Genomic DNA, 24847 nt, shown 5'->3' with positions numbered 1-24847 from the left:
ACGCGGCTGCCGCTTCCGGGCGCTGACGGCAGGGCTGCGGCCGACGCTGCTTCAGTGCTGCTTCCCGGCGGTCGGCAGGTCGAGTGCGCCGTCGATCGCGTTGAGTACGTCCGGCCGGTCCGCGCCTGCGCTGCGCAGCAGGTCGAGGACGATCATGCGGAGCTGACCGATCATCGTGCTGACCGGTAGCGGTTGCTCGTGCCGGAGCAGCGGCGCCACAGTCCGCACGGCGTCGACAGCGATGTCACCTGTCCGGTCGACGTGCTTGTGGGCCGTGTCGCGGTCGCCGGAGACGGCGGCGGCGAACACCTCGGCGGCGCACGTCGTCAGTTCGTGCAGGGCGGCCAGCGCGGCGTCGAGCTGGGCAGGTGTGGCCTGCGGCAGCCGGGTGACCATGATGGTCGTGCGCGCCAGCGTCCGGGTGTTGCGTACGGCGTAGTCGACATGGTCGACGGCGGTCCGCGCCGCGTCGACCCGCGGGCGGCTGTGCCGGTCCCACGGCGCGAGCCGGAGGTTCTCGTCGGCGACCAGCACGGCCTTGCGCAGCGCCTCGGTGCGCGAGTCCAGTTGCCGGGCCTGGTGGTACACGGTCCGGGCGGCCTGCTGGTCGTGCCGCCGCAGCGCCTGGCGGATGCCGTCCAACACCTCGGCCAATTCGCTGAATGCCCGCCGTCCCTCGGTGTGCAGCGGTGCCAGCGGTGAGCGTCCGACGGCGATCTGACTGATCAGCAGTGCGATCGATCCGCCGATCAGCGCGTCGTAGAAGCGGGTGGGTGCCTGGTCCTGGTTGCCCGGGGGCACCACGGCGACCAGGAAGAGCGCGGACATGGTCAATTGGTTGCGGACGACGCCGGCGGCTCCGGCGGCCACGGAGAGACCGGCCGCGACCAGGATGACGACGAAGATGCTTGCGGTGGAGCGGGCTCCGAGCGCCTCGATGGCGACCTCGCCGAGGAGCGCCCCGACGGTGACGCCGATCAGGGTCGCGAGCGCCCGGCGCAGTCGTGTGCCTCGGGCCTGGGCCAGCACGATAAGCGCGGCGGCCGGGGCGTAGAACGGCCCGCTGTAGCCGCCGCCGCTGAGCAGGCGGCTGGCGACGAACCAGGAGAGGGTGGCGGCGAGCGTCACCTGTGCCACAAGCGGCCAGCCGTTCCGCAGGTGAGCCCACGCGCCGCGCAACCAGTTCGCCACCCGGGACAGGTCGTCTCCCCTCGTCGTCGCCGACTGGTCAACGACTCAACTTGGACGCCGGTTAGCGGGGTCGCCAGTCTGCGAGGTGTCGCCTGCGGGCGCGGTCAGCCGCCGAACCAGCCCGGCATGTCGAGGCGGAACCAGTTGGCGGAGGCCACAGTGCTCAGGTCGTCCTCCAGGGCGGCGACCCGGTCCGGGCCGAGGATCGCCGCCCAACGCTCCCGAAGCTGGTCGAAGATCTGCGCCGAGCGGTGCAGCCCGTCGGCGCCGCGTGGTGTCACCCGGACCAGCCGTCGGCGGGCGTCGGCGGGATCGTCGATCCGTTCCAGGTAGCCGGCGGCGACGAGCCTGTCGACAGTCTTGCCGGCGGCCTGTTTCGAGATGCCGAGCCGTTGGCCCAGTTCGGTGGCGGTGGTGCCGTCCATCCCCACGGCCTGGAGTACGAAGCCGTGCAGTGGTCGCAGTTCCGGGTGCCCCTGCCGGGCCAGCTCGGCGTGCAGGTCGTCGATGAGCGTGCGGAAGCCGGCCAGCAGGAGCAGCGGCAACGCGTAGCCGGGCCGCGCGGGTTCAGCGGTTGCCATGTTCGACAACCACATTTACTATTTCGTCAACCACGTTGACTATCCTACGGGACGTGTCCTCGGCGTCCCCACCCACGCCGCGAGAGCAGGTAGCCGTGCCCGTCTTCACCGCACACACCGCCGACACCGCGCCCGCCGCCGCCCGGCGGACCATCGAGGGGGTACGCCGTCGGTTCGGCTGGCTGCCCGCTCCGGTTGCCCTGATGGCCGAGTCTCCCCAGCTGCTCAGCGGTTTCCTCACCGCCAACAAGGGCTTCGAACAGACCGACCTCTCGCCGCTGGAGCGGGAGGTCGTCGTGTTCGCCGTCGCCACCACCAACGAGTGCCACGTCTGCGTCGCCCTGCACACCGGCGCGCTCACCAGCCTCGGCGCGACGGCCGAGATGGTCACCGCGCTGCGCTCCGGGAGCCCGTTGCCCGAGCCGCGGCTGGAGGCGCTGCGCCGGTTCACGCTCGCCGTGCTCGACCACCGGGGAGCGGTGCCCGACGACGAGTTGGAGGACTTCCTGGTCGCCGGCTACCAACCTCGGCACGCGCTGGACGTGGTGCTCGGCGTAGGGACGTACACCATCTCGACATTCGCCAACCGGCTCACCCGCGCACCACTCGACCCGCCGCTGTCTCCCCACGCGTGGACGCCTGCGGCCTGACCCGCCGCCCAGGTCGCTCTTGATCCACTCGACTTCCGTGAAGCCGGCGTATCCCCGGCTGCCGGACACCCCGATTTCACGGAAGTCGAGTGGATCAAGGCTGCGGCCCCGGTCATCGCAGGTGTCACACCACCCGGCTTCGTCGGCGGGGCACCCGGTGCGGGAGACTGGGCGGCATGGCGGCTCGTGGCTTCCCCTACAACGATCTCAAGGACTTCCTCGCGGCGCTGGAGCGCGCTGGGGAACTACGCCGGGTCGACGTCCCTGTCGACCCCACCCTGGAGATCAGCGAGGTGGTCACCCGCACAGTGCGTGCCGGTGGGCCGGCGCTGCTCTTCGAACGTCCGACCCGGGGCGAAATGCCTGTGGCGATCAACCTGTTCGGCACCGAGAAGCGGATGGCCATGGCTCTCGGGGTGGAGAACCTCGACGAGATCGGCCAGCGGATCGGCGAGATGCTCAAGCCGGAGCTGCCGCAGGGCTTCTCGGGCATGATGGGCGGGCTCGGCAAGGTCATGCAGCTCAAGTCGATGCCGCCCAAGAAGGTCAAGACCGCCGCGTGCCAGCAGGTCGTCTACCGCGGCGACGACGTCGACCTCAACCGGCTGCCGGGGTTGCAGGTCTGGCCCGGTGACGGCGGGATCTTTCACAACTTCGGGCTGACCCACACGAAGGACCCGGAGACCGGCAAGCGCAACCTCGGGCTCTACCGGCTCCAGCAGCACTCGCACAACACGATCGGCATGCACTGGCAGATCCACAAGAACTCCACGGCGCACCACGCGGTCGCCGAGCGGCTCGGGCAGCGGCTGCCGGTTGCCATCGCCATCGGCGCCGACCCGGCGGTCGCCTACTCGGCCAGCGCGCCGCTTCCCGCCGAGATCGACGAGTACCTGTTCGCCGGGTACCTGCGGGGCGAGCGCGTCGAGATGGTGGACTGTCTGACCGTGCCGTTGCAGGTGCCGGCGCACGCGCAGATCGTGCTGGAGGGCTACATCGAACCGGGCGAGCGGATGCCGGAGGGGCCGTTCGGCGACCACACCGGCTTCTACACGCCTGTCGAGCCGTTCCCGGTGATGCACATCGAGTGCATGACCATGCAGCGCGACCCGGTCTACCACTCGATCGTCACGTCCCAGCCGCCGCAGGAGGACCACGGCCTCGGCAAGGCCACCGAGCGGATCTTCGCGCCGCTGCTGCGCTTCCTGATCCCGGACATCGTCGACTACGACCTTCCGGCCGCCGGTGTCTTCCACAACTGTGCGATCGTGTCGATCCGCAAGCGCTACCCGAAGCACGCGCAGAAGGTCATGAACGCGATCTGGGGCGCGCACATGATGTCGCTGACCAAGCTGATCGTGATCGTGGACGAGGACTGCGACGTCCACGACTACAACGAGGTGGCGTTCCGCGCCTTCGGCAACGTGGACTACGCCCGCGACCTGCTGCTCACCGAAGGGCCGGTCGACCACCTCGACCACGCTTCGTACCAGCAGTTCTGGGGTGGCAAGGCGGGCGTCGACGCGACCCGCAAGCTCCCCACCGAGGGCTACACCCGGGGCTGGCCGGAGGAGATGACCATGGCTCCCGAGGTGACGGCCCTGGTGGACAAGCGCTGGAAGGAGTACGGGATCTGATGCCCGTCGACGACTCCCGCGATCTTGCACTTTCGGCCCCCGATTCGCCCTCTTCCTCCCCTTCCGCCCCGGCAGAAAGTGCAAGATCGCGGGGGAGGGTGCGGGCGTTCCTGGACCTTGTCGCCATCGAGCACTCCGTTTTCGCGCTGCCGTTCGCCTTCCTGTCGGCGTTGACCGCCATGCAGGTCAACGGCGGGCGGGTGCGCTGGTGGGACCTGCTGCTGATCACCGTGGCCATGGTCGGGGCGCGGACGTTCGCGATGGCCGCCAACCGGATCCTCGACCGGCAGATCGACGCGCGGAACCCGCGTACCGCCGGACGGGAACTGGTCACCGGGGCGGTGAGCGTGCGCACGGCCTGGACCGGCGCGGCCGTCGCGCTTGTCGTCTTCCTCGGTGCCGCCGCGCTGCTCAACCCGCTCTGCCTTGTGCTGGCGCCGCTCGCCGTGGTGCCGCTCGTGGTCTATCCGTACGGCAAGCGGTTCACCAACTGGCCGCACGCCATCCTGGCGATCGCCCAGGCGGTCGGGCCGGTCGGCGCGTGGCTCGCGGTCACCGGCACCCTCGACGGGTCCTGGCCGGCATGGTTGCTCGGTGCGGCGGTCGGGCTGTGGATCGGCGGCTTCGACCTGATCTACGCCTGCCAGGACTCCGAGATCGACAAGGAGATCGGCGTGCACAGCGTGCCTGCCCGCTACGGCAGGCGCTTCGCGCTGCACGCCTCCACAGTGGCGCACGTGGTGACCTTCGGGCTCTTCGTGTGGTTCGGGGCGCTTGTCGGGTTCGGCTGGCTCTGGTGGGTCGGCCTGGCGCTTACCGCCGTGGCGTTCGCCTACCAGCACCTGGTTGTCACCCCGACCGACCTCAGCAAGGTCAATCGGGCGTTCTTCACCGCCAACGGGTTCGTCGGCATCGCGCTGTTCGTGTTCGCCCTGCTCGACCTGGTGATCCGGCTCGGCCTGCGCCCCTGACAGCGGTGACAGCGACAGGCGGCGGCGGTGCTCTCGGCACCGCCGCCGTTCGCGTGCCGCGACCCACATTGTTCTAACAACACTAGAACAAGTATTCTTTGAGCGTGCTCTTCCGCATCGACCCCTCGCTCGACGAGACGCTGTTCGCCCAGCTCGTCACTCAGGTACGCCTCGCCGTGGCCCAGGGCGTGCTCCAGCCCGGCGAACGGCTGCCCGCCGCCCGCGAGCTCGCCGCGTCGCTCGATCTCAACGTGCACACAGTCCTGCGGGCCTACCAACTGCTCCGGGACGACGGGCTGATCGAGCTGCGACGCGGACGCGGGGCCATCGTCACCGCCCGGCCCGCAGCCGACCACGCCAAGCTGCTGGCCGCCATCGACGAGGTCGTACGCGAGGCGCGCGCTCTGCACTTCTCCCCGGAAGCCACAGCCACACTCCTCAAGGAGGCGTTCTCATCATGACCACCGGCACCGAGTCCGCCCGCCCCCTGCACCTGCGGATGCGCCCCGTCGGCCTGGCGGTCACCATCTCCGGGCTCGTGATCCTTGCCGTGGCCGCCGCTGTGGCCCTCTCCTGGCGTGGCGACCTGCCCGACCCGGTGGCGACACACTGGGGAGCCCAGGGCCGGCCCGACGGCTTCATGTCCCTCGGTGCGTTCCTCTGGGCCTGCTCCGGCCTGGGCGCTCTCCTGGTGCTCGGCTTCGGCGCGGTCACCACGCTGTGGGGGCAGTCGGCTGGCAGCCGCCGCATCGGCGCGGCCACCACCATCTGGGTGGCGCTCTTTCTCGCCCTCGTGCAGCTCGGCGCGCTGCACGTCCAGCGCGGGCTGACCGACGCGCGCGGTGCCGGCGAGATCGGTGGTGCGCTCACAGTGGCGATCGTCGGCTCCCTCGTGCCGGCCGTACTCGTCGGCGTGCTCCTGCCCGGTGACCCGCCGCAGCCGGCGGATGCCCCCGTCGCGCCCGAGGCACCCCGCGTCCCCCTGTCGGCGAGCGAGCGGGCGGTCTGGATCGGGCACACCGGCACCGGGCCGGGTATCGCCCTGGGTGCCGTAGCCATCGTCGTCCTGGTCACGCTCGCCGTCGTCAGCGGCGTGTGGGGCCTGCTGATCGTCGCGGCGCTGCTGGTCGGGGTCTTCGTGGCGATGTTCGCCTTCACCGTCCGGGTCGACGAGAGCGGACTGCTGGTCCGGTCGTCGGCAGGCTGGCCGCGTACCCACGTCCCCATCGACGAGGTGCTACGCGCCAGCTCCGTCCAGGTCCACCCGCTGCGCGAGTTCGGCGGCTGGGGCTGGCGGGTGGGCCGCGGCGGCCGGGTCGGCATCGTCCTGCGGACCGGCGAGGGTCTGCTTGTCGAGCGGACCGGCGGGCGCTCGATCGTCGTCACGGTGGCCGACGCCGGCACCGCTGCCGCGCTGCTCAACACCCTCGCCGATCGGCACCGCCAGGCCCTGTGACCCGGCGGCGCATCCCCGGTCAGCTCCGGGACGCCGAGTACCTGTCACTCTCCAGCGACCAGTCGATCGTGCCACGCACCGAGCGGGCGATTCCCTCCACGTGCGCGGCGACAGCCGGGGCCAGCTCGGGGCCGAAGGACGGCATCGTGGCCCGCAGCTCCATGAACCGGCCCATCGCCGTACGCCAGCGGTCCACCACAGCCTCCACGGCCCGCTCGTGCGGCACGTGCTGCTCCCGCGCGATGGCAAGCACCAGGTTGTGCCCGCCCGAGGTGGCCCGGTCCCTCTCCAACGACACCAGGTCGTTGAACCAGGAGAGCAGGTCGTTGCCGGCGGCAGCCAGCTCCCGCAGCGCCGGGTGGTGGTAGACGGCGTCCGGCAGCGCGTGACCGGTCACAAACTCGATCATGGTGTACGACACGTACGCCGCCGAGGTGGCCCGGCGCAGCGCGACGTACTCGGTAATCCCGGGAAGGTGGCCCCGGGTCTTGTTGTCCGCCTCCGTGCGGTTGCCGGCCAGGTGGTCGGCCACGGCGTCGGCGAAACGCTGCTGCCAGGGCTGTGGCATCCGCGCCCTCGGGGCTTGCCACGCGTCCACGAGCATCTGTCGTAGCGGGCCCCGGAACCCGGCCGGGCGGACGTGAGGGCCCTGGCGCAGCACCTCGAGGACCCCGTCCCGCAGTGCCGCGACGTCCGCCCCGCTGGCGCGGTGTGGCCCGTCGCAGGCGTCGTCGAGCAGGAAGAACCAGGTCCACAGCGCGGCGACCGTACGCAGGTCTGCGGCGCTGGCCTCGGGATAGAGCCGGCCGGCATACCAGGCGATGCGGCCGGCGTCCAGCTCACGCAGGGCGACGTCGTCCAGGGGCAGGCCGAAGCGTCGTACCCAGCCGGCCAGCCACACCTGGGTCGCCTGCGCGTGCGGGGAGCACCGTGAGGGAAGGGGGCATTCGGCCCGTAGCGTGCGGGCTGCCGCCGCCGTCATCGGTCGTACCGCCCCTCGGGTCGCTGCACAGCGGTGATCCTCCCCGTCCGAGCATGGCAGAAGTCAGGTGCCGATGATGTCCCCCGTGTGGGCACGGCGGAGGGGCCAGGGCGGGGGTCACGGCGCGGCGCATGCGCGGACCAGGCAGGCTTGGGGCATGCGCGAACCATGGGTGGTCGGTGTGTCCGGAGCCTCCGGAACGCCGTACGCGGCGGCGGTCATCGGCGGGCTCCTGGACGCGGGGGAGTCGGTGGACCTGATCGTGTCCCGGGCGGCGCGACTCACAGTGCTCGACGAGACCGGCCGGCCGTTCCGCGACGCGCACTGGGCCGAAGACCTCGCGGCCTGGCTCGGCCGGGACCTGACCGGCGCGGACGTGCGGCACTGGCCGGCGGGTGACCTGGCGGCCGGGCCGAGCAGCGGCTCCTACCGGGTACGCGGAATGGCAGTGGTGCCGGCCAGCACGGCGGCGTGCGCGGGCATCGCGATCGGGCTCTCCAAGGATCTGTTGCAGCGTGCCGCCGAGGTGAACCTCAAGGAGCGTCGACCTGTGGTGGTGGTGCCCCGGGAGACCCCTGTGACGCGTAGCCACCTGGAACATCTCATCGAACTGCACGACGCCGGTGCCGTGGTGCTGCCGGCGAGCCCAGGTTTCTACGGCGCGGGCGCGGCGGCGAGCGCACAGCAGTTGGTCGACTTCGTGGCCGGCAAGGTGCTGGACGCGCTCGGCGTGCCACACACCCTGTTCCGGCGGTGGTCCGGTCAGCTCGGCGCGAGCCGGAGCTGAGCATTCCGCACAGCCTGCCCGGTCACGCCGGCAGACGGGCCGTCATTGCGGGACGCGGACCGGACTGGCGCCCGGTCCGCGTGACGATGTCCGCACCAGTTCAGTACATGCCCGCGTTGGCCGGACCCGGCCCTGTGGATGCGGCCGGACCCACGTTGCGTGGCTTTCCGACCTCGTCCACCTCGTCAAGCATGCCCTCCCCCTCAAGCAGGGCCCGCACCTCGGATTCCCGAAAACGGCGATGCCCGCCTGGAGTCCGGATGCTTCCTATCCGGCCGGCCGCCGCCCATCGCGTCACAGTCTTCGGGTCCACCCGAAACAGCGCGGCGACCTCACCCGGTGTCAGCAGGCGATCTCCAGTGTCCACAGCCCCCTCCTCGCGTCGACGAAGCCCCTGGCTGAACACACTGCCCCCGGCTGGTGCGAGCCCAGAGCCGTCATGAGGGACGTATGGCAATTACAGCACCAGGGACCTGGCCTGTCCGCCAAACGCGAAAAATGCACTGAGTGGGAAGTTAGTAAATGGTACTGGTGCAACCCCTGCCTTGACAGTCGGTTTGTGAACAGTTACTCACTGTTCTGTCCAACGGGTGCCGGAGGCATCGCGTTACGCCCAACCCGTTAAGGTCACTCTCCGTGGACGCCATCGACCTGAGTCTCGTCGATCTGTTGCGCGGCAACGCCCGCCTCTCGTACGCCGAACTGGCCCGGCAGGTGGGCCTCTCCGCCCCCGCCGTCCACGAGCGTGTCGGCAAGCTGGAGAGCAACGGCGTGATCCGCGGCTACCGCGCCGACGTGGCACCCGAGTCGATCGGGCTGGGCGTCACGGCACTGATCGGCATCGTCGAGGACTCCGGCGCCGACTCCGACGACATGCTGGAATCGCTGCGGGTGCTGCCCGAGATCGAGTCCTGCTACTTCATGGCGGGCGTCGAGTCGTTCCTGCTCAAGGCGCGGGTCGGCACGATCGCCGAGTTGGAGCAGCTGATCGTGCGGCTGAACCGGACCCCCGGGGTCGCCTCCACCCGCACCGCCATCGCCCTGTCGACCAAGTGGGAGAACCGCCCCCAGCCGGTCGGCCAACCGCCCGCCTGACCCGCGTACCCCCTGGTGTCGGGCCGCCGTGCGGCGGTAACGTGCGCCGATGACCTCGCCGGGACCCGGGGTGGCCGTGGTGACAGGGGCCGCCGGCGGCCTGGGCCGCGCCGTCGCCGCCGCGCTGCACGCCGAGGGCTGGCCGGTGCTGCTCACCGACCTCGACCCGGACGCGGCAGCCGCTGCCGCCGCGCCGCTCGGCGGCTGGTCGGCAGCCCTGGACGTCCGCGACGAGGCCGCCTGCGCCGAGATCGCGGCGACCGCCGCGAGCCGGGGCGACCTCGGCCTCTGGGTCAACAACGCGGGCATCCTGGTCACCGGGCACTCCTGGGAGCACGACGGGCCGACCCGCCGCCGCGTGTTCGACGTCAACACCCACGGGGCCATCAACGGGACGCTGGCCGCGCTCGCTGTGATGCGCGGGCAGGGTCACGGCCACGTCCTGAACATCGTCTCGCTGGCCGGGCTCATCGCCGCGCCCGGCGAGACGGTGTACGCCGCCAGCAAGCACGCCCTGCTGGCGTTCAGCCTCGGCACGCTGAGCGACCTGCGGATGGCCGGGTACGGGCGGGTGCACGTCTCCTGCCTCTGCCCGGACGGCATCTGGACGCCGATGCTGCACGACCGGCTGGACGACCCCGGCGCGGCGGCCTCGTTCACCGGGTCGATGCTGACCCCGCAGCGGGTGGCCGCCAGGGCCGCCCGACTGGCACGCCGACCACGCCCGGTCGTCAGCCTGCCCCGCTGGCGCGGCGCCCAGGTCCGGCTTCTGGACACCCTGCCCCGGCTGGCCGTCGGGCTGACCCCCCTCGTCCAGGCCGTCGGCCGGGCCGGACAACGCCGCCAAAGCCGACGAACTGCCCCAACGGACCGGAACTGACCACCGCATGCCTGCTTGCTAGGTTTCCGGCGTGACTCATCTCGACAGGTGCGACGAGGCCAGCCGCAGCTGGGTGACCGAGGCCATCGCCGCCGTCGAGGCGGACGCGAACCGCTCGGCCGACACCCACCTGCTGCCGTTTCCGCTGCCCCGCTCCTGGGGGATCGACCTGTACCTCAAGGACGAGTCGTCACACCCCACCGGCTCGCTCAAGCACCGGCTGGCCCGCTCGCTCTTCCTCTACGGGCTCTGCAACGGCTGGATCGGGCCGCGCACGACGATCATCGAGGCGTCTTCTGGCTCCACGGCGGTCTCCGAGGCGTACTTCGCGCGGATGCTCGGGCTGCCGTTCATCGCCGTGATGCCCGCCTCCACGTCACCGGAGAAGATCGCGCAGATCGAGTTCCAGGGCGGTCGGTGTCACCTGGTGGACGATCCGGCGAGCGTCGTGGTCGAGGCCCGCTGGCTGGCCGAGGACTCCGGCGGTCACTTCATGGACCAGTTCACGTACGCCGAGCGGGCCACCGACTGGCGGGGCAACAACAACATCGCCGAGTCGATCTACGCTCAGTTGGAGCTGGAACGGCACCCCATCCCGGCCTGGGTGGTGGTGGGCGCCGGCACCGGTGGCACCAGCGCGACCGTCGGCCGGTACGCCCGCTACCGCCGGCTGTCCACCAAGCTCTGCGTGGTGGACCCGGAGAACTCCGCCTTCTATCCGGCCTGGCTGGCGGCCGACTGGTCGGTGGAGACCGGCAAAGGTTCCCGCATCGAGGGGATCGGCCGTCCCACAGTAGAGGCGTCCTTCGTACCCGCCGTGGTGGACCGGATGGTCCAAGTGCCGGACGCGGCCTCGCTCGCCGCCATGCGCGCCGGGTCGGCGGTGCTCGGCCGACGGGTCGGCGGCTCCACCGGCACCAACCTGTGGGGCGCCTTCGGTCTGATCGCCGAGATGATCGCCGAGGGCCGGACCGGCTCGGTCGTCACACTGATCTGCGACCCCGGTGACAGGTACGCCGACACGTACTACGCCGACGACTGGTTGGCCGCGCAGGGTCTCGACCTGGCACCGCACGCCGCCACCATCGAGCGGTTCCTGGCAAGCGGCACCTGGGCGCCGTGAACGTGCTCGCCTAGCGCGGGTCGATCCGCTCGGCCAGGCCTGGGTAGCGCACCACGTAGCCGTCGGCGTCCACGTCGATGTCGGCGGTGAACGTGCCGCTGACGAACCGTACGCGGCCCGGCCCGATCCCGGTGTAGATCTGCTCGGCCGGTACCACCTCCAGGCCCGGCAGCAGCACCCAGGCGACGGTGATCCGCCGTGGCATGTCGGCCGGAGTGCCCGCCAGCCCGAGCCGGCGCACCGGCAGCGCGTTGAACAGCGGTGAACCACTCAGGTCCACGTCGATCGCGTCGCCCAGCCGGTCCGGATCGTCGGTGCCCGGCAGGCCGGCCCGGTGGTGCCCGGCCGCGACAAGCGCCGCGTCCAGGTCACCCTGCTCGGCGGTGGTCACCCGCCACCGGCCCGCCGCCCGCTCCAACGTCACCCTGCGCATCCAGCCCGTACCCTCGGCTTCGACCTCGACGCGGGACGCGCTCCAGTCGGCCGCGGTGGCCACCTGGTAGCGGGCCGTGAAGGGCACCGGGTCGACCGCCAGCAACGTGCCCCGGGCCGACAACCCGTTCCTGTCGTCGAGCAGGGCCTGCTCACTGCCGGCGGTGTCCGTTCGGGACCAGAAGATCGACTTCGGCATGGTCGCCATGAGCCGGACGTTACGCGACCGCGCCGCCCTTGGCAGCGCATGCGCGAACGCCGCCGCGGAGCAAGGCTCCGCGGCGGCGTCCGTCAGTTCAAATGATCAGTGAGTACGCGCCGGCGGACGCCCGCCGAAGCCGCGCCGGTCATCCCGCGGCCGGTCGTCACGTGGCCGGTCGTCCCGAGTACGACCCTCGGGGCGGTAACCACCCCGGGTGTCCCGGTCCGCGAAACGCCGCTCGCCGGCCGGCCGGTCACCCCGGTCAGCCTGCGGGCGGTCACCGAAGCGCCGCTCGCCGGTGGGACGGTCGCCGTACTGCCGGTCGCCGTAGCGCCGCTCACCCTGCGGACGGTCACCGTAACCGCGCTCGCCGCTGGGCCGGTCACCGTACTGCCGGTCGCCGGTGGGACGGTCGCTGTAGCGGCGCTCGCCGGTCGGCCGGTCGCCGTACTGCCTGTCACCCTGCGGTCGGTCGCCGAAGCGCCGCTCGCCACCAGGACGGTCGCCCCGGTCACCGAACTGCTGACGATCGCCGAAGCGGCGCTCACCGGTGGGCCGGTCGCCGTAGCCCCGGCTGTCCCGGTCGGCGTAGCCACGCTCGCCCTGCGGGCGGTCGCCGTAGCCACGCTCGCCGGTCGGACGGTTGCCGTACTGCCGGTCGCCGGTCGGGCGGTCGCCGAAGCGCCGCTCACCGGTGGGGCGGTCGCCGTAGCGCCGCTCGCCCTGCGGACGGTCGCCGAAGCGGCGCGAGCCGCCGGAGCGGTCGCCGTAGCCCCGAGGCTCCGCCTCCACCCGGACCGGGACGCCGCTGGGCTCGCGGGCACCGATCAACTCGGCCAGCACCGGGTCGCCGAGCCGGACCCGGGCCTCGGCCGGTTCCACGCCGGCCTTCTCCAACATGGCGAGGGTCGTACGACGCTGCTTGGGAAGCACCAACGTGGCGACCGCGCCCGACTCGCCGGCGCGGGCGGTGCGCCCGGCACGGTGCAGGTAGTCCTTCGGGTCCTTCGGCGGGTCGACGTGCAACACGAGGGTCACCCCGTCGACGTGGATGCCGCGCGCCGCCACGTCCGTGGCGACCAGGACGTTCATCCGACCCTCACGGAACTCGGCGAGGGTCTTCGTCCGCATCCGCTGGGTCTTGCCGCCGTGCAGCCCACCGGCGCGTACGCCGACGGCCGCGAGCTGCTCGACAAGCCGGTCCACACCCAGTTGGGTACGTGCGAAGACCATGGTCCGGCCGTCACGGGCGGCGATCGAGGCGGCCACCGGGAACTTCTCGTGCGGCGGGATCAGCAGCATGTGGTGGTCCATGGTGGACACCGATGCGGTCGACGGCGCGGTGGAGTGGGTCACCGGGTCGTTCATGAACCGCCGGACCAGCGTGTCGACGTCGCCGTCGAGGGTGGCAGAGAAGAGCAGACGCTGACTACCGGCGGGCGTCTTCGCCAGCAGTTCGGTCACCTCGGGCAGGAAGCCCATGTCGGCCATCTGGTCGGCCTCGTCGAGCACCGTGACCTCGACGTCGTCGAGCTGGCAGATGCCCCGCTCGATCAGGTCGCCGAGCCGGCCCGGGGTCGCCACGATGATCTCCACGCCGCGTCGGAGCGCGTCGATCTGGCGGTCGTACGGAACCCCGCCGACGGCGGTCTTGAGGAAGATGCCGACGGCCTTGCCCAGCGGCACCAAGGCGTCGTTGACCTGCATGGCCAGCTCGCGGGTGGGGACCAGGACCAGGGCGCGGGGCCGCAGTGGCCGGGCCCGGTTGCGGTTGGCGAGCCGGGCGATCATCGGCAGGCCGAAGGCGAGCGTCTTGCCCGACCCGGTCTGCCCACGGCCCAGGACGTCCCGGCCTGCGAGCGCGTCCGGAACGGTGGCCCGCTGGATCTCGAACGGGGAGGTGATGCCCTGCCGGGCCAGCGCGCGAACCAACGGCTCGGGCAGGCCGAGGCCGGCGAAGTCGAGCGCCTCGATGATCTCGGGCGACGTGGGCTCGACGGCCGTAGCCTCGCCCGGAGCAGTCTCGGTCGGGTCGATGGAGGTCGCTGCCGGCACGGCCTGAGCCGGGGCGGCGTCGGGGGTTGCCGGGGCGGCGTCGCGCGCCACGGCACTGGGGTCGAAAACGGTCGGAACGTTGCTGGTGTCAGCAGAGGTGGTCAACAAATGCCTTTCGAGCGGGGCGCATCTTCGCGATGGCCTGCCGCGGCTGTGCCGCCGGATCGCCCGCAAGACCGCCCAGGGGCGCGCACCACACGCGCCGGGTCAGTGATCCTGACCAGTGTACGGCCGTTCGCCAGACTCGCCAGCGGGTTGCCCGACCGTAGTGGGCGGACTCACCATCGTCGCTGCTGAACGGCTCAGCCGCTGAGGACGCTGCCGACCAGGCTGTCCATGGCGTCGCCCGCCAGCAGGACGACGAGCACGCTGATCGCCACCAGCAGCCCCAGAGCCGCGATCAGGACGATCACCACGCGCGTGTTGCGGGACGGTTCGGCCGGTGTGTCCGCCCAGCCCTGGGCCAGAATGTGCCCGGTCAGTGAGCCAGAATTCTCCACCGCCGCGTTCGCCGGAAGCGCAATCGTGGCGAAGCCCGGCCCCTCGCCGCCGCCGTAGACGGTGCCCGACAGATCCGAGCGGCCGTCGCGCTTCCCGTGCTGCGCACCGGCCGCCGCCGTACCCCGCGTGGCGCGTTCGCCCGCCGGATAGGTCGAGGAGGTGGCGGCTCGGGACCCGCCGACGCCACCTGGTGCGGGAGCGCTGACTGGTGTGGGGGCGCCAGTGGTCGACGGGGGCCAACTGGGCAGTGCGGGTGCGGGCACCACGGGTGCGGGGGCCTGTGCCTCGGCCCACGAGCCACCCGACGCGGCCTGTGTCGTGCCGCCCGGAGCCGGCGAGGTCGCAGCGTGGGTCGACGGCGCCGAAGCCTGGGTCGACGGAGTCGCAGCGTGGGTCGACGGCACCCCGGGAGAGGTCCACGGCACCCCGCTCGGGGTGCGCTGTGCGGTGTCGGGGGTGCGGTGTGCAGCCACCGGCTGGGCGGTCGCCGGCTGGGCCGTGTCCGGGGTCCGGCGCGCTGGTTGGTTGGCGGACGCCCAGCCGGCCGGCGGTGCGGAGACCGAGGCGGTGGCCCGTGCGCCCGGCGTACCCGTCATCGCCGGAGGTGGCGGAAACGGTGGTGCCGGCCTCGGGCCGGGCGGTGGCGCGGGCACCGGCGGGCCGGGCGGCGGCGCCGGAGGGCCGGGAACAGGCGGCGTCGGTGGGCCTGGAATGGGCGGCAGCGGCGAGGGCGGCGGCACCGGCGGACCCGGCACCGGCGGCGGCACAGGGCCGGGCGCTGGCGGGGTGGGCTCCGGCTTCGGCACCGGCCCGGGCGGGTACGGCCCGGGGCTGGGCGCCGGATCGGGCTCGCCGGGCCCGCTCGGCTCGGGCTCCGCAGGCGTCGGCTCCGGTGCCGACGGCGGAAGAGGCTCCGCGTGCTGCGCCGGCTCGGGGCTCGGACCGGACCGGTACACGGCGGGTGTGCCGGCGTGGGCTTGCGGCGTATCCCTGGTGGCGGACGTGAGGCGACTGCTGTCGGGCACCGTGGCGCTGGCCCGCGCCGAGGAGGCCGAGCCGTCCCGCTGGCCGGGCAGTGGGGTGCTGGCTGGGCTGGCCGAGCCCTTCGCCCGGTAGGTGGTGGCGGTGGCCGGGGCGCTGGCGGGGAGATCACCGGCCGGCGTGGACACGGTCGCGACACTGGCCCGCGCCCGCACCGGGCCGGCAGCCGCCGAACCTGGGCGGGCATCGCCGGCCGCTGGGCGCTCCACGTCCGCTTCGGGTGCGCTGCCGGCCGCGATGGTGCCGGCGGAGACGGCAGCACGGGCCGGGGCGCCGACCTCCGCGCCGGCCCCGGATTCAGCGGCGGCCCCGGATTCAGCTTTGGCGTTGGTGTCGGCTGCCGCCTCGGTGCCAGCTGCCGCCTCGGCTCTGGCGTCGGCGTCGGCGTCGGCGTCGGCGGAGTCTGCCGCGTCGGTAGCGGTCGCGGCACCTGCCGCAGGGCCGTCGGGATCGGAGCTGGCGGCGTCCGAACTGGCGGCGTCAGGGCTGGCGTCAGCGTCCGGGGCACCGTCGACGGCACTAGCGGCTGCCGGGTCGGCGGTGCCTGGCCTCGGCGGGTCGGCCCGATCCAGGACGGGGTCGACAGTCTCCGCCGGATCTCTCTGCTCGGCCATTTCCGCCCTCCGCGCCACGCTCGCACCCGCGCCCGTGACGTCGGACCGGATGTGCCTGGTTGTCACCGTGCCACAGATCGTCCCGAGCGGACAGCCAGAGGCGGCGGTGGCGGGTCAGCCGTCGGTGCTCGGGCTGCCCGTCGGGCTGGTGCTGGTGGACCCGCTCTTGCTGGTCTCGGGCGTGGCGGTCGTCGTTGCGGTGGCCGAGGCGCTGGCCGGTGCCGTGGTCGGCGGCGGAGGCGTCGTCGTCGGCCTGCCGCCCGGGCCGCTCGTCGGGGTCGGCGTGGTGCCGCCCGTCGGCGTCGGCGTCGGGCTGGGCGTGGTCGGCGTCGGCGTCGGCGTGGTCGGTGTCGGAGTCGGCTTCGTCGTCGGCGTCGGCTTGGTGGTGGGGGTCGGCTTCGTGGTGGGCGTCGGCTTCGTCGGCGGAGCTGGCGGCACCGGCGGAACCGGCACTGTCGGTACGGCCGGTGCGGGCACCGCGCCGATCACCCGGGTGGCTGCGTAGAGCCGCGACCAGCGGACTACCGAGATCTTGACCACGTCGCCGGTGGTGGGCGCCTGCACCATCTTGCCGTTGCCGATGTACATGCCGACGTGGTGGATCGTGGTGTAACTGCTGCCTGAGGCGAAGAACAGCAGGTCGCCGGGGAGCAGTGCGCTCTGCGGCACCGTACGGGCCCGGGTGGCCGCGTACTGGTCGCGGGAGACCCGGGGCAGGTCGAAGTAGTCGGCACCCGGCGACCGGTACGCCGCCCACATCAGGCCGGAGCAGTCGAACGAATTCGGACCCTCCTCCGACCACTTGTACGGGTCGCCGAGCTGGGCGAGCGCGTACCGGACGGCGGCCAGCGCCCGCGGGTGCGCGGCCATCCCGTTTGTGCTCTGGCCGGCGACGTAACCCGCTCCGAGCTGCTGCTCGGTGGCTTCCTGCTGGCGTTCGAGCTCGATGAGCTGCGCCGCGTTGTTCTTGCGGAGGGTGACCAGGCTGGCCTCGGCGGTGCGGAGCGCCTTCTCGCCGGTGGTGAACTCCGCCTCGGCGGCCTCGAGCGCGGTCTTGGCGGCGGCGTGCGCCTCGTACGCCTTCTGCTCGCCGGCACGTGCCCGCGTCAGCTCACCGGCCACGCCGGCGGTGGCGCCCTCGACCTTTTCGCCACGGTTGATCCGTTGGAGGCGGCTCAACCCCTGGATGTCGTTGACGAAGTCGCCGGGCGGCAGCGCGGCGGCGGCCTTGACCGCGTCGGAGGCAGCCGAGTCGGCCGCCTGCTGGGCGCGGAGCACGGCGTCCTGCGCGGTCTCCAGCGCCTTGCCGGCGGCTTGGAGCTTGGCCTGCGCGTCGGTGCGTTTCTGCCGGCTCTGTAGTAACCCGTCACCGAGGAGGCCGACCTGACTCTCGGCGGCGGCGATCTGGGCGGCCAGCGGGCCGGCGCCGATGTTGACCACCGGCGGGACGGGGACGCCGGCGCCGGGTGCGCTGTCGGGCAGTCGAAGCTCACCGACCGCCGCGGGTCGGGAGCCGGTGTCCGGCACCGTGGCGGGCACTGCCGGATCGGCGTACGCGGGGGTGGCCAGCACGGCGGCGGCGATCGCGCCGAGCAGGGCGGCCCAGAGCTTCGGCCGCAGCACCGGCGAGATCACCGGGCTCCGTCGTCGCTGCCGTCGCCCGCGCTCGCTGTCGACCATTCCGCTCCCGTCCCGTGCTCGCCTCCGCGCTCGGTTGGGCGCGGCCGCCGGGACGGTACCAGTGTGAGTTCCGCCCCACCCTGTCTTACCGCACCCCGCCAACGTTGTCGATGCGTCGCCGGGTTACGGGAGGCTGAGAGTCTGTTGAGAGGGTCGTCGAGCCGGTTGGGCGGATCGCTGTCGCCGACCGTGCCGCCGCGAGTGCCGGAGCGCCGACGTACGCTCGACCGGGACCGCAGGTGGAAGGGACGTGCCATGGACGCCGGACTCAAGCGCGAGCTCGAAGCGAAGGTGTACGCCGGTGAACGGCTGACCCGGGAGGACGGGGTCGCGCTCTACGAGAGTGACGACCTGACCTGGTTGGGTCGGTTGGCGCACCACAAGCGCACCGAGCTGAACGGTGACCGGGTGATGTTCAACGTCAACCGGCACCTCAACCTGACGAACGTCTGTTCGGCATCCTGTGCGTACTGCTCGTTCCAGCGCAAGCCGGGCGAGAAGGACGCGTACACGATGCGCATCGACGAGGCGGTCCGCAAGGCCAAGGAGATGGAGGGTGAGCAGCTCACCGAGCTGCACATCGTCAACGGCCTGCACCCGACGCTGCCGTGGCGTTACTACCCGAAGGTGCTGCGTGAGCTGAAGGCGGCGCTGCCGAACGTCAAGCTCAAGTGCTTCACCGCGACCGAGGTGCAGTGGTTCGAGAAGATCAGTGGCCTGAGCGCCGACGAGATCCTCGACGAGCTGATGGACGCCGGCCTGGAGTCGCTGACCGGCGGTGGCGCGGAGATCTTCGACTGGGAGGTCCGGCAGCACATCGTCGACCACGCCTGCCACTGGGAGGACTGGTCGCGCATCCACGCGCTGGCGCACAGCAAGGGCATGAAGACCCCGGCGACAATGCTGTACGGCCACATCGAGGAGCCCCGGCACCGCGTCGACCACGTGCTGCGGTTGCGGGAGTTGCAGGACGAGACGGGCGGCTTCGCGGTCTTCATCCCGCTGCGTTACCAGCACGACTTCGTGGACTCGGCGGACGGCAAGATCCGTAACCGGATCCAGGCGCGTACCACGATGGCGTCGCCGGCCGAGTCGCTGAAGACGTTCGCCGTCTCGCGGCTGCTGTTCGACAACGTTCCGCACCTGAAGAACTTCTGGGTGATGCACGGCCTCTCGGTGGCTCAGCTCTCGCTGAACTTCGGCGTGGACGACCTGGACGGCTCGGTGGTCGAATACAAGATCACCCATGACGCCGACTCGTACGGCACCCCGAACACGATGCACCGCGACGACCTGCTGCACCTGATCTGGGACGCCGGTTTCCAGCCGGTCGAGCGGGACACCCGCTACAACGTGGTTCGGGAGTACGACAAGGCGCCGTCGCTGGCCGAGCGCCGCGCCGAGCCGCAGCAGGTCTGGGCCTGAGTCACCACGTACCCTCGCAGTCGATGACCGAGCAGCGTGAGTCCGAGAAGCAGGGCGGGTTTCCCCGTCGGGACGACCAGGGGCGTATCCGTACCCTGGCCGACCTGCTGGGCGTGTGCCTGGCCGGTCTGGTCATCGGCGTGCTGGCGCTCGTGGTGTTCGAGTTGGCGTTCGCCTCGTTCGGTGCCGGTGACTTCGGCAACACAAACGGTTGGCTGGCGGTGATCCTGCCGGCCTGGCTGTTCTGGGACGACTTCCGGGCGTGGGAGTTCGGTGCCGCCCGGGTGGTGGCGGCGCTTGTCGCGGCGGCTGTCGGTGTGGTCTCGGGTCTGCTGATCGCCGGGCTGGGCTCCGGGTTGCCGCCGCTGCTGTCCGGCGCGTTGGCGGCGGCGGCGTTCACCGTTGCGTACGCGGCTGTGTGGTTTACGGGCGTCCGCTGGTTGGCCCGCCGGACCGGCTGACCCCGACCGCCCGCCGGGTGGGTCGATCTTTCCGCCGCACGGCGGGCAAGCAAGGGAACGGAGTGGTGCAGGTGAGCGCGGCGGTCAAGTACACGCTGGGCCGGCTCGGGCTGTTCGTCGCCGTGCTGGCGGGCCTCTGGTTCGTCGACATGGACATCTTCCTGAAGTTGATTCTGGCGCTGGCGTTCTCCGCCGCGCTCTCCTTCTTCCTGCTGCGCGGCTTCCGGGACGAGATGGCCCAGGAGATGGCCGAAGCGGCGGAGCGCCGCCGTACGGAGAAGGAGCGCCTGCGCTCCGCCCTGGCCGGCGACGACCAGCCCTCGACCTCCGACCCCGACGCTGACAGCGATCCCCCCACGGACCGACCCTCGCGTTGATCAAAAGGTCCGCGTCACCAGGGAGGCTCTCCCGTGACGCGGACCTCTTGATCACCCGCTACCAGTTCGTGGAACCGGCGACCCGGGGCCAGGGCTTTGAAACCGGCTTGATCAGGTACGCGATGCCGCCGGAGCCGCCCGAGACGCCGCCTGTGGCGTTGATGCGCTTGGTACGCAGCCAGATCTGCTCGAACTGGGCGCGCTTGTAGACGTTGCGCACCACGTCGTTGCTGGACGAGGCGGGGTCGTTGACGATCACGTCGCCCTCGGCGGTGAAGCCGACCACCACGAACAGGTGCCCTGAGGTGCCGTAGTTCGCCCCGTCCAGTTCACTGGCCAGGAAGGACTGACTGGTCACCACCGGGATGCCGGCGGCGATGAAACGCTCCAGCTCGTCAAGTGAGTGCAGTCTGGTGACCCGACCCTCCAGGCCGGGGAAACTGGCCGCGTACGCGGTGTTGAACGGCCAGTTGCCAGCGCCGTCGTACGCGTAGTCGAAGGTCATCCGCGCGGCGTGGTTGACGGTCGGGTCGGGGTAGGTCGGGTCCACCCAGGAGGTGTCGGCCGCCGACGGCTTACGCCCCCAGTACTCGACGACCATCTCCGTGGAGGTGGGCGAGCACCACGCCTCACCGCCACCGTCGTACTCGGGGTAGTGCCCGCTGTGCACGTTCTGCGAGTAGCGGGGCACCGGCAACTCGACGCCCCAGGCGATGCGCCCGGCGCTCGGCGTGACTGTGAACCGGTCCGGCACTGTGGAACTCATGGCACCGAGCATCCGGACCACCGGCGCGGCGGTCTGCCCGGGCGCCCGGTAGAGGGTCAGCCGTAGTTGGTACGACCGCAGCAGCACACCGGCGTTGGCGTCGTCGATGCTGAACGTGTCGGTCCAGATCGTCGACCACGGGTCGCCCTGCCTGTTGACGCTTGTCCGTTTGATATCGGTGTCTCCGGAGGCCCAGCGACCCAGGACGTACCAGGGGGTCTGGTCGCCTGTGGTGTAGCTGCCCTGCATCTCCACCTGGATCCAGGTGCCGGCGGGGGTCTCGGCGTTCCAGGAGGCGATCAGTTCGGTGGCGTCGAAGCCGATCCGGGTGACCGGCGAGGTCCAGGTGCCGTACTCCCAGGTGCGTGTGGTGCCGGTGTGCGGGTCGGCGTACTCGATGGTGCCGGCCGGTCGGGCCAGGGTGACCCCGGATCGCGCGCCGGGCACGACGCGGGTGCCGGCCTGGCTGCCGCGGTGCCAGTCGGCGGGGCCGGACCAGTCCTGGAAGGTGATCTGCTCGTCGTGGGTGGGGGTAGGCGGTCGCCCCGCTGACGCGGGGGCCATGGTGGCGAGCAGGGTGAGCGCGCTGACGCCGGCGAGGGCGGCCGCGTGCAGGCGGGGTCTGGCCATGGGTGCTCCGCGGTGTCGAGAGGGGCATCGTCGCTGGTCAGTTTCTCGCTTGGCGGGAAGTTTCGCCAGATGTTCGAGCGCAGAAAATCATTGCCACCGCGATGGTCAATCTGGGATGCATAAGGCAACGATGGATATTGATATGACCATGTCGCTGGTGGTGAAGTGTGCATCACCGAGCGGGATGTCCCGCCCTCCGAGGAGGTAGTACATGGCCCTCCGCACGCCCAATCCTCTCCGCCGTGCCCTGGCGTTCGCTGTCGTCGCCGGGCTGGGCATCGTCACAGTGGCCGCCGGACCGGTCGCCGCGAAACCGGCGCCGGATCGCACCGCCGCATCGGCCGCCGCCAGCTACCGGGTGCTGGGGCCCCGAACCCTCGCCGACCGCAACGCGGTGGCCCGCACCGGGGCCGCCATCGACTATTCCGAGCACGGCGTCCTGCACATCTCGGCCACCGCCGCCGAAGCCGCCGCGATCGGCAGGCTCGGATTCCGCCTGGAACCGCTCGCCCCGCCACGGAACGCCGAACGCGGCGCCGGCGAGGTGGGCACGCTCGCCTTCCCGCCCGCCGACTCCAACTACCACGACTACGCCGAGCTGACCGCCGTCGTGAACCAGGTCGTCGCGGACCACCCGTCCATCGCTCGCAAGATCAGCATTGGTACGTCGTACGAGGGCCGCGACCTGATGGCCGTGAAGATCTCCGACAACGTCGGTACCGACGAGAACGAGCCGGAGATCCTGTTCAACTCCCAACAGCACGCCCGCGAGCACCTGACCGTCGAAATGGCGATCTACCTGCTCAACCTCTTCACCGACAGCTACAACAGCGACTCCCGGATCACCAACATCGTCAACTCCCGGGAGATCTGGATCGTGCCGACCGTCAACCCCGACGGCAGCGAGTACGACATCGCCACCGGGTCGTACCGGTCGTGGCGCAAGAACCGGCAGCCCAACAGCGGCTCGTCGAACGTCGGCACCGACCTGAACCGAAACTGGGGCTACAACTGGGGCTGCTGCGGCGGCTCGTCCGGCTCGACCTCGTCGGAGACCTACCGCGGCCCGTCGGCGTTCTCCGCACCGGAGACGCAGGCGCTGCGCAACTTCGTCAACAGTCGAGTGGTCGGCGGAACCCAGCAGATCAAGGCGAACATCGACTTCCACACGTACTCACAGCTGGTGCTCTGGCCCTATGGCTACACCACAGCGAACACGGCGACCGGAATGAGCGCCGACCAGTACAACACCTTCGCCACCCTCGGACAGCAGATGGCGGCCACCAACAACTACACGCCGGAGCAGTCCAGCGACCTCTACATCACCGACGGTGACAGCATCGACTGGATGTGGGCCACCCACAACATCTGGGCGTACACCTTCGAGATGTATCCGGGATCGGCAAGCGGCGGCGGCTTCTACCCGCCCGACGAGGTGATCCCCGCGCAGACCAGCCGCAACCGCGAGGCCGTGCTGCTGCTCAGCGAGTACGCCGACTGCCCGTACCGGGTCATCGGCAAGCAGGCGCAGTACTGCGGCAGCGGTGGTGGTGGCACCACGGTCTGGTCGGACACCTTCGAGACCTCCACCGGCTGGACCACCAACCCGTCCGGCACCGACGCCGCCACCAGCGGGGCGTGGGAGCGGGGCGCCGCCCAGGCGACCAACTCCTCGGGCGCCAAGCAACTCACCCCGTACGCCGGCTCCAACGACCTGGTCACCGGCCGGCTCGCGGGCTCGGCTGCCGGTGACTACGACGTCGACGGCGGAGTGACGAGTGCCCGGTCCCCGGCGGTGACCCTGCCGTCCTCGGGCACGCTTACCCTCTCGCTGGCCTGGTATCTGGCCCACGGCTCGAACTCGTCGTTGGCCGACTACCTGCGGGTGAGCGTGGTGCACAACGGCGGCACCACGGTGCTGCTCACCCAGGCCGGCGCGGCGGCCAACCGCAACGCCAGCTGGGCTGTGGCGAACCTCAACCTCACCCCGTACGCCGGCCAGTCCGTGCGGATCCTCGTCGAGGCCGCGGACGCCTCCGGCGCGAGCCTCGTGGAGGCGGCTGTGGACAACGTCACCATCACCGCCTCCTGATCGGGTGGGGCCCCGTTCCGCCCCTGCGGGGCCCCACCACCCGCTCCGAGCCTCCAGATCCAGCGGTGCGCTACCGTCTAACCGACCACTCCGCAGCGAAGCCGGTGCTCAACCCGGCGCTGTCCCGCAACTGTGATGCCTCACCTGACGGTGAGGACGAGCCAGGTCGCCTGCGGATAGGTCGCGAAACGCGCTCTCGAGGAAGGGCGCCTCGCGGGCGGGCGTACGGAAGCCCTGTCGGCGAAGCACCACACTCCTCGACCGACAGGAGGTTCGATGTCCAGACGTACCCCCCGGCTCCTCGCCGCGACCCTCGCGGTCGCCGCGCTCGCCCTCGGCGCGTGCGCCGAGAAGGCCGACAACCAGCCGGCGGCCGGCGGCAGTTCGGCGAGTGCCAGCTTCCCGGTGACGGTCGGCTCGCTCACCCTCGACAAGCGGCCCGAGAAGATCGTGTCGCTGGCGCCCACCGCCACCGAGATGCTCTTCGCCATCGGCGCCGGCCCACAGGTCACAGCTGTCGACGACCAGTCCACCTACCCGGCCGACGCGCCCAAGAGCGACCTGTCCGGCTTCCAGCCGAACGCCGAGGCGATCGCCAGCAAGAACCCCGACCTGGTGGTGCTCTCCGACGACCGGAACAAGATCGTCGACCAGCTCGGCAAACTGAAGATCCCGGTCTACCTGACCCCGGCGGCGACCACGCTCGACGACACCTACCGGCAGATCACCGACCTGGGCACGCTCACCGGGCACGCCGACCAGGCCACCGATGTCACCACCCGGATGAAGGACGACATCACCAAGCTCACCAAGGACCTGCCGCAGCGCGCCGAGAAGCTCACCTACTTCCACGAGCTGGGCCCGGAGTTGTACAGCGCCACGAGCAAGACCTTCATCGGCTCGATCTACGACCTGGCCGGCCTGACCAACATCGCCGACCCGGCCGACGCGGACGGTAAGAGCGCCGGCTACCCGCAGCTGTCCCAGGAGTTCATCGTCAAGGCCGACCCGGACTTCGTCTTCCTGGCCGACGCCAAGTGCTGCCAGCAGAACGCCGACTCGGTAAAGGCCCGCAGCGGCTGGGCAGGGGTCACGGCAGTGAAGAACAACCAGGTCGTGGCGCTGGACGACGACATCGCCTCCCGCTGGGGCCCGCGGATCGTGGACCTGCTCCGGGTCGTCATCGACGCGGTCGCCAAGGTGCCCGCGTGACCGACG

At 71.3% G+C, this 24847-nt stretch carries 23 protein-coding genes and 1 riboswitch; of the genes, 14 read left to right on the top strand and 9 right to left on the bottom strand.

The features are described from left to right. Window positions 1-51: 51 nt before the first annotated feature. Together F4558_RS25145 and F4558_RS25140 are read right to left on the bottom strand one after the other, a co-directional pair. Window positions 52-1191: an FUSC family protein gene (locus F4558_RS25145; RefSeq protein ID WP_053652173.1), complete on the bottom strand. Its 1140-nt coding sequence runs from the start codon at window positions 1189-1191 to the stop codon at window positions 52-54. A 104-nt stretch (window positions 1192-1295) separates the two neighbouring features. Continuing rightward, window positions 1296-1772: a MarR family winged helix-turn-helix transcriptional regulator gene (locus F4558_RS25140; protein WP_053652175.1), complete on the bottom strand. Its 477-nt coding sequence runs from the start codon at window positions 1770-1772 to the stop codon at window positions 1296-1298. A 53-nt stretch (window positions 1773-1825) separates the two neighbouring features. On the opposite strand from F4558_RS25140, the gene F4558_RS25135 reads away from it, so the two are divergent. The 5 genes from F4558_RS25135 to F4558_RS25115 all read left to right on the top strand — a co-directional run bounded on the left by F4558_RS25135 (window position 1826) and on the right by F4558_RS25115 (window position 6486). Continuing rightward, the gene (locus F4558_RS25135; protein WP_231639871.1) at window positions 1826-2422 is read left to right on the top strand and encodes a carboxymuconolactone decarboxylase family protein; all 597 of its coding nucleotides are present in this window, start codon (window positions 1826-1828) and stop codon (window positions 2420-2422) included. Window positions 2423-2598: 176 nt separating this feature from the next. Then, on the top strand, window positions 2599-4059 hold the full coding sequence (locus tag F4558_RS25130) for a menaquinone biosynthesis decarboxylase (RefSeq protein WP_053652179.1): 1461 nt from the start codon (window positions 2599-2601) through the stop codon (window positions 4057-4059). Continuing rightward, on the top strand, window positions 4059-5030 hold the full coding sequence (gene mqnP / locus F4558_RS25125) for a menaquinone biosynthesis prenyltransferase MqnP (RefSeq protein WP_082377136.1): 972 nt from the start codon (window positions 4059-4061) through the stop codon (window positions 5028-5030). Before F4558_RS25130 ends, mqnP begins: the two co-directional genes overlap by 1 nt. A gap of 104 nt (window positions 5031-5134) precedes the next feature. After that, a complete protein-coding gene (locus F4558_RS25120) occupies window positions 5135-5491 on the top strand; it encodes a GntR family transcriptional regulator (RefSeq protein ID WP_053652183.1) in 357 nt (118 codons plus the stop codon). Then, the gene (locus F4558_RS25115; protein WP_053652185.1) at window positions 5488-6486 is read left to right on the top strand and encodes a DUF1648 domain-containing protein; all 999 of its coding nucleotides are present in this window, start codon (window positions 5488-5490) and stop codon (window positions 6484-6486) included. Before F4558_RS25120 ends, F4558_RS25115 begins: the two co-directional genes overlap by 4 nt. Before the next feature lie 19 nt (window positions 6487-6505). Here the strand turns inward: F4558_RS25115 and F4558_RS25110 are convergent, their stop codons facing one another. Continuing rightward, a complete protein-coding gene (locus tag F4558_RS25110) occupies window positions 6506-7468 on the bottom strand; it encodes a terpene synthase family protein (protein WP_053652186.1) in 963 nt (320 codons plus the stop codon). A gap of 157 nt (window positions 7469-7625) precedes the next feature. Here F4558_RS25110 and F4558_RS25105 point away from each other — a divergent pair, with 157 nt between their 5' ends. Beyond that, window positions 7626-8255 (top strand): UbiX family flavin prenyltransferase, encoded by a 630-nt coding sequence (locus F4558_RS25105; RefSeq protein ID WP_053652187.1) that lies wholly within the window; start codon window positions 7626-7628, stop codon window positions 8253-8255. A 100-nt stretch (window positions 8256-8355) separates the two neighbouring features. On the opposite strand, the gene F4558_RS25100 is transcribed toward F4558_RS25105, so the two are convergent. Beyond that, on the bottom strand, window positions 8356-8622 hold the full coding sequence (locus F4558_RS25100) for a BldC family transcriptional regulator (RefSeq protein WP_007454516.1): 267 nt from the start codon (window positions 8620-8622) through the stop codon (window positions 8356-8358). Between the two features lie 269 nt (window positions 8623-8891). On the opposite strand from F4558_RS25100, the gene F4558_RS25095 reads away from it, so the two are divergent. From F4558_RS25095 to cds1, 3 genes are read left to right on the top strand one after another with little or no spacing between them, the layout of a single operon-like run. Next, window positions 8892-9350, top strand: coding sequence for an Lrp/AsnC family transcriptional regulator (locus tag F4558_RS25095; protein WP_053652188.1), 459 nt, complete (start codon window positions 8892-8894; stop codon window positions 9348-9350). Window positions 9351-9399: 49 nt separating this feature from the next. Beyond that, entirely contained in the window at window positions 9400-10230 is an 831-nt protein-coding gene (locus F4558_RS25090) for an SDR family NAD(P)-dependent oxidoreductase (protein ID WP_167946166.1), read from the top strand. A 31-nt stretch (window positions 10231-10261) separates the two neighbouring features. Then, complete coding sequence (cds1, locus tag F4558_RS25085) at window positions 10262-11353, top strand: L-cysteine desulfhydrase Cds1 (protein WP_167946165.1); 1092 nt, start codon at window positions 10262-10264, stop codon at window positions 11351-11353. Window positions 11354-11363: 10 nt separating this feature from the next. On the opposite strand, the gene F4558_RS25080 is transcribed toward cds1, so the two are convergent. The 4 genes from F4558_RS25080 to F4558_RS25065 all read right to left on the bottom strand — a co-directional run bounded on the left by F4558_RS25080 (window position 11364) and on the right by F4558_RS25065 (window position 17878). After that, on the bottom strand, window positions 11364-11993 hold the full coding sequence (locus F4558_RS25080; RefSeq protein ID WP_376767573.1) for a putative glycolipid-binding domain-containing protein: 630 nt from the start codon (window positions 11991-11993) through the stop codon (window positions 11364-11366). Window positions 11994-12089: 96 nt separating this feature from the next. After that, window positions 12090-14147 carry a DEAD/DEAH box helicase gene (locus F4558_RS25075; protein WP_209273392.1) on the bottom strand — a complete coding sequence of 686 codons (2058 nt, stop codon included), beginning with the start codon at window positions 14145-14147 and terminating at the stop codon, window positions 12090-12092. A gap of 197 nt (window positions 14148-14344) precedes the next feature. Then, window positions 14345-16198, bottom strand: a complete 1854-nt coding sequence (locus F4558_RS32010) for a hypothetical protein (RefSeq protein ID WP_167946163.1) — start codon at window positions 16196-16198, stop codon at window positions 14345-14347. Between the two features lie 114 nt (window positions 16199-16312). Beyond that, a complete protein-coding gene (locus F4558_RS25065; RefSeq protein ID WP_167946161.1) occupies window positions 16313-17878 on the bottom strand; it encodes a C40 family peptidase in 1566 nt (521 codons plus the stop codon). Window positions 17879-18133: 255 nt separating this feature from the next. Here F4558_RS25065 and mqnE point away from each other — a divergent pair, with 255 nt between their 5' ends. The 3 genes from mqnE (at window position 18134) to F4558_RS25050 (ending at window position 20141) form a co-directional block, all read left to right on the top strand. Then, window positions 18134-19303, top strand: coding sequence for an aminofutalosine synthase MqnE (gene mqnE / locus F4558_RS25060; RefSeq protein ID WP_053652193.1), 1170 nt, complete (start codon window positions 18134-18136; stop codon window positions 19301-19303). A 23-nt stretch (window positions 19304-19326) separates the two neighbouring features. Then, window positions 19327-19764 (top strand): hypothetical protein, encoded by a 438-nt coding sequence (locus tag F4558_RS25055; protein WP_053652194.1) that lies wholly within the window; start codon window positions 19327-19329, stop codon window positions 19762-19764. A gap of 71 nt (window positions 19765-19835) precedes the next feature. After that, the gene (locus tag F4558_RS25050) at window positions 19836-20141 is read left to right on the top strand and encodes a DUF4229 domain-containing protein (RefSeq protein ID WP_053652364.1); all 306 of its coding nucleotides are present in this window, start codon (window positions 19836-19838) and stop codon (window positions 20139-20141) included. Between the two features lie 58 nt (window positions 20142-20199). Here the strand turns inward: F4558_RS25050 and F4558_RS25045 are convergent, their stop codons facing one another. Beyond that, window positions 20200-21537, bottom strand: a complete 1338-nt coding sequence (locus F4558_RS25045; protein ID WP_167946160.1) for a C39 family peptidase — start codon at window positions 21535-21537, stop codon at window positions 20200-20202. 211 nt (window positions 21538-21748) lie between these two features. Between F4558_RS25045 and F4558_RS25040 the strand changes: the two genes are divergently transcribed. Together F4558_RS25040 and F4558_RS25035 are read left to right on the top strand one after the other, a co-directional pair. Further along, on the top strand, window positions 21749-23629 hold the full coding sequence (locus tag F4558_RS25040; RefSeq protein WP_167946159.1) for a M14 family metallopeptidase: 1881 nt from the start codon (window positions 21749-21751) through the stop codon (window positions 23627-23629). A gap of 100 nt (window positions 23630-23729) precedes the next feature. Next, window positions 23730-23795: riboswitch (cobalamin riboswitch) on the top strand. A 110-nt stretch (window positions 23796-23905) separates the two neighbouring features. Continuing rightward, window positions 23906-24841, top strand: a complete 936-nt coding sequence (locus F4558_RS25035; RefSeq protein WP_053652197.1) for an ABC transporter substrate-binding protein — start codon at window positions 23906-23908, stop codon at window positions 24839-24841. The last annotated feature ends 6 nt before the right edge of the window (window positions 24842-24847 follow it).

It is taken from the genome of Micromonospora profundi, from assembly GCF_011927785.1.
GTDB lineage: Bacteria > Actinomycetota > Actinomycetes > Mycobacteriales > Micromonosporaceae > Micromonospora > Micromonospora profundi.
The sequence above is the reverse complement of the archived record's forward strand: the minus strand, read 5'-3'. Positions and strand labels throughout refer to the sequence as shown.

What these genes read in the sequence shown, in the direction of transcription:
- F4558_RS25130 (WP_053652179.1), top strand. Translation starts at nt 2,599, where the DNA reads ATGGCGGCTCGTGGCTTCCCCTACAACGATCTCAAGGACTTCCTCGCG.
- F4558_RS25140 (WP_053652175.1), bottom strand. Translation starts at nt 1,772, where the DNA reads ATGGCAACCGCTGAACCCGCGCGGCCCGGCTACGCGTTGCCGCTGCTC.
- mqnP (WP_082377136.1), top strand. Translation starts at nt 4,059, where the DNA reads ATGCCCGTCGACGACTCCCGCGATCTTGCACTTTCGGCCCCCGATTCG.
- F4558_RS25040 (WP_167946159.1), top strand. Translation starts at nt 21,749, where the DNA reads ATGGCCCTCCGCACGCCCAATCCTCTCCGCCGTGCCCTGGCGTTCGCT.
- F4558_RS25110 (WP_053652186.1), bottom strand. Translation starts at nt 7,468, where the DNA reads ATGACGGCGGCGGCAGCCCGCACGCTACGGGCCGAATGCCCCCTTCCC.
- F4558_RS32010 (WP_167946163.1), bottom strand. Translation starts at nt 16,198, where the DNA reads ATGGCCGAGCAGAGAGATCCGGCGGAGACTGTCGACCCCGTCCTGGAT.
- mqnE (WP_053652193.1), top strand. Translation starts at nt 18,134, where the DNA reads ATGGACGCCGGACTCAAGCGCGAGCTCGAAGCGAAGGTGTACGCCGGT.
- F4558_RS25115 (WP_053652185.1), top strand. Translation starts at nt 5,488, where the DNA reads ATGACCACCGGCACCGAGTCCGCCCGCCCCCTGCACCTGCGGATGCGC.
- F4558_RS25090 (WP_167946166.1), top strand. Translation starts at nt 9,400, where the DNA reads ATGACCTCGCCGGGACCCGGGGTGGCCGTGGTGACAGGGGCCGCCGGC.
- F4558_RS25080 (WP_376767573.1), bottom strand. Translation starts at nt 11,993, where the DNA reads ATGGCGACCATGCCGAAGTCGATCTTCTGGTCCCGAACGGACACCGCC.
- F4558_RS25035 (WP_053652197.1), top strand. Translation starts at nt 23,906, where the DNA reads ATGTCCAGACGTACCCCCCGGCTCCTCGCCGCGACCCTCGCGGTCGCC.
- F4558_RS25065 (WP_167946161.1), bottom strand. Translation starts at nt 17,878, where the DNA reads ATGGTCGACAGCGAGCGCGGGCGACGGCAGCGACGACGGAGCCCGGTG.
- F4558_RS25045 (WP_167946160.1), bottom strand. Translation starts at nt 21,537, where the DNA reads ATGGCCAGACCCCGCCTGCACGCGGCCGCCCTCGCCGGCGTCAGCGCG.
- F4558_RS25055 (WP_053652194.1), top strand. Translation starts at nt 19,327, where the DNA reads ATGACCGAGCAGCGTGAGTCCGAGAAGCAGGGCGGGTTTCCCCGTCGG.
- F4558_RS25105 (WP_053652187.1), top strand. Translation starts at nt 7,626, where the DNA reads ATGCGCGAACCATGGGTGGTCGGTGTGTCCGGAGCCTCCGGAACGCCG.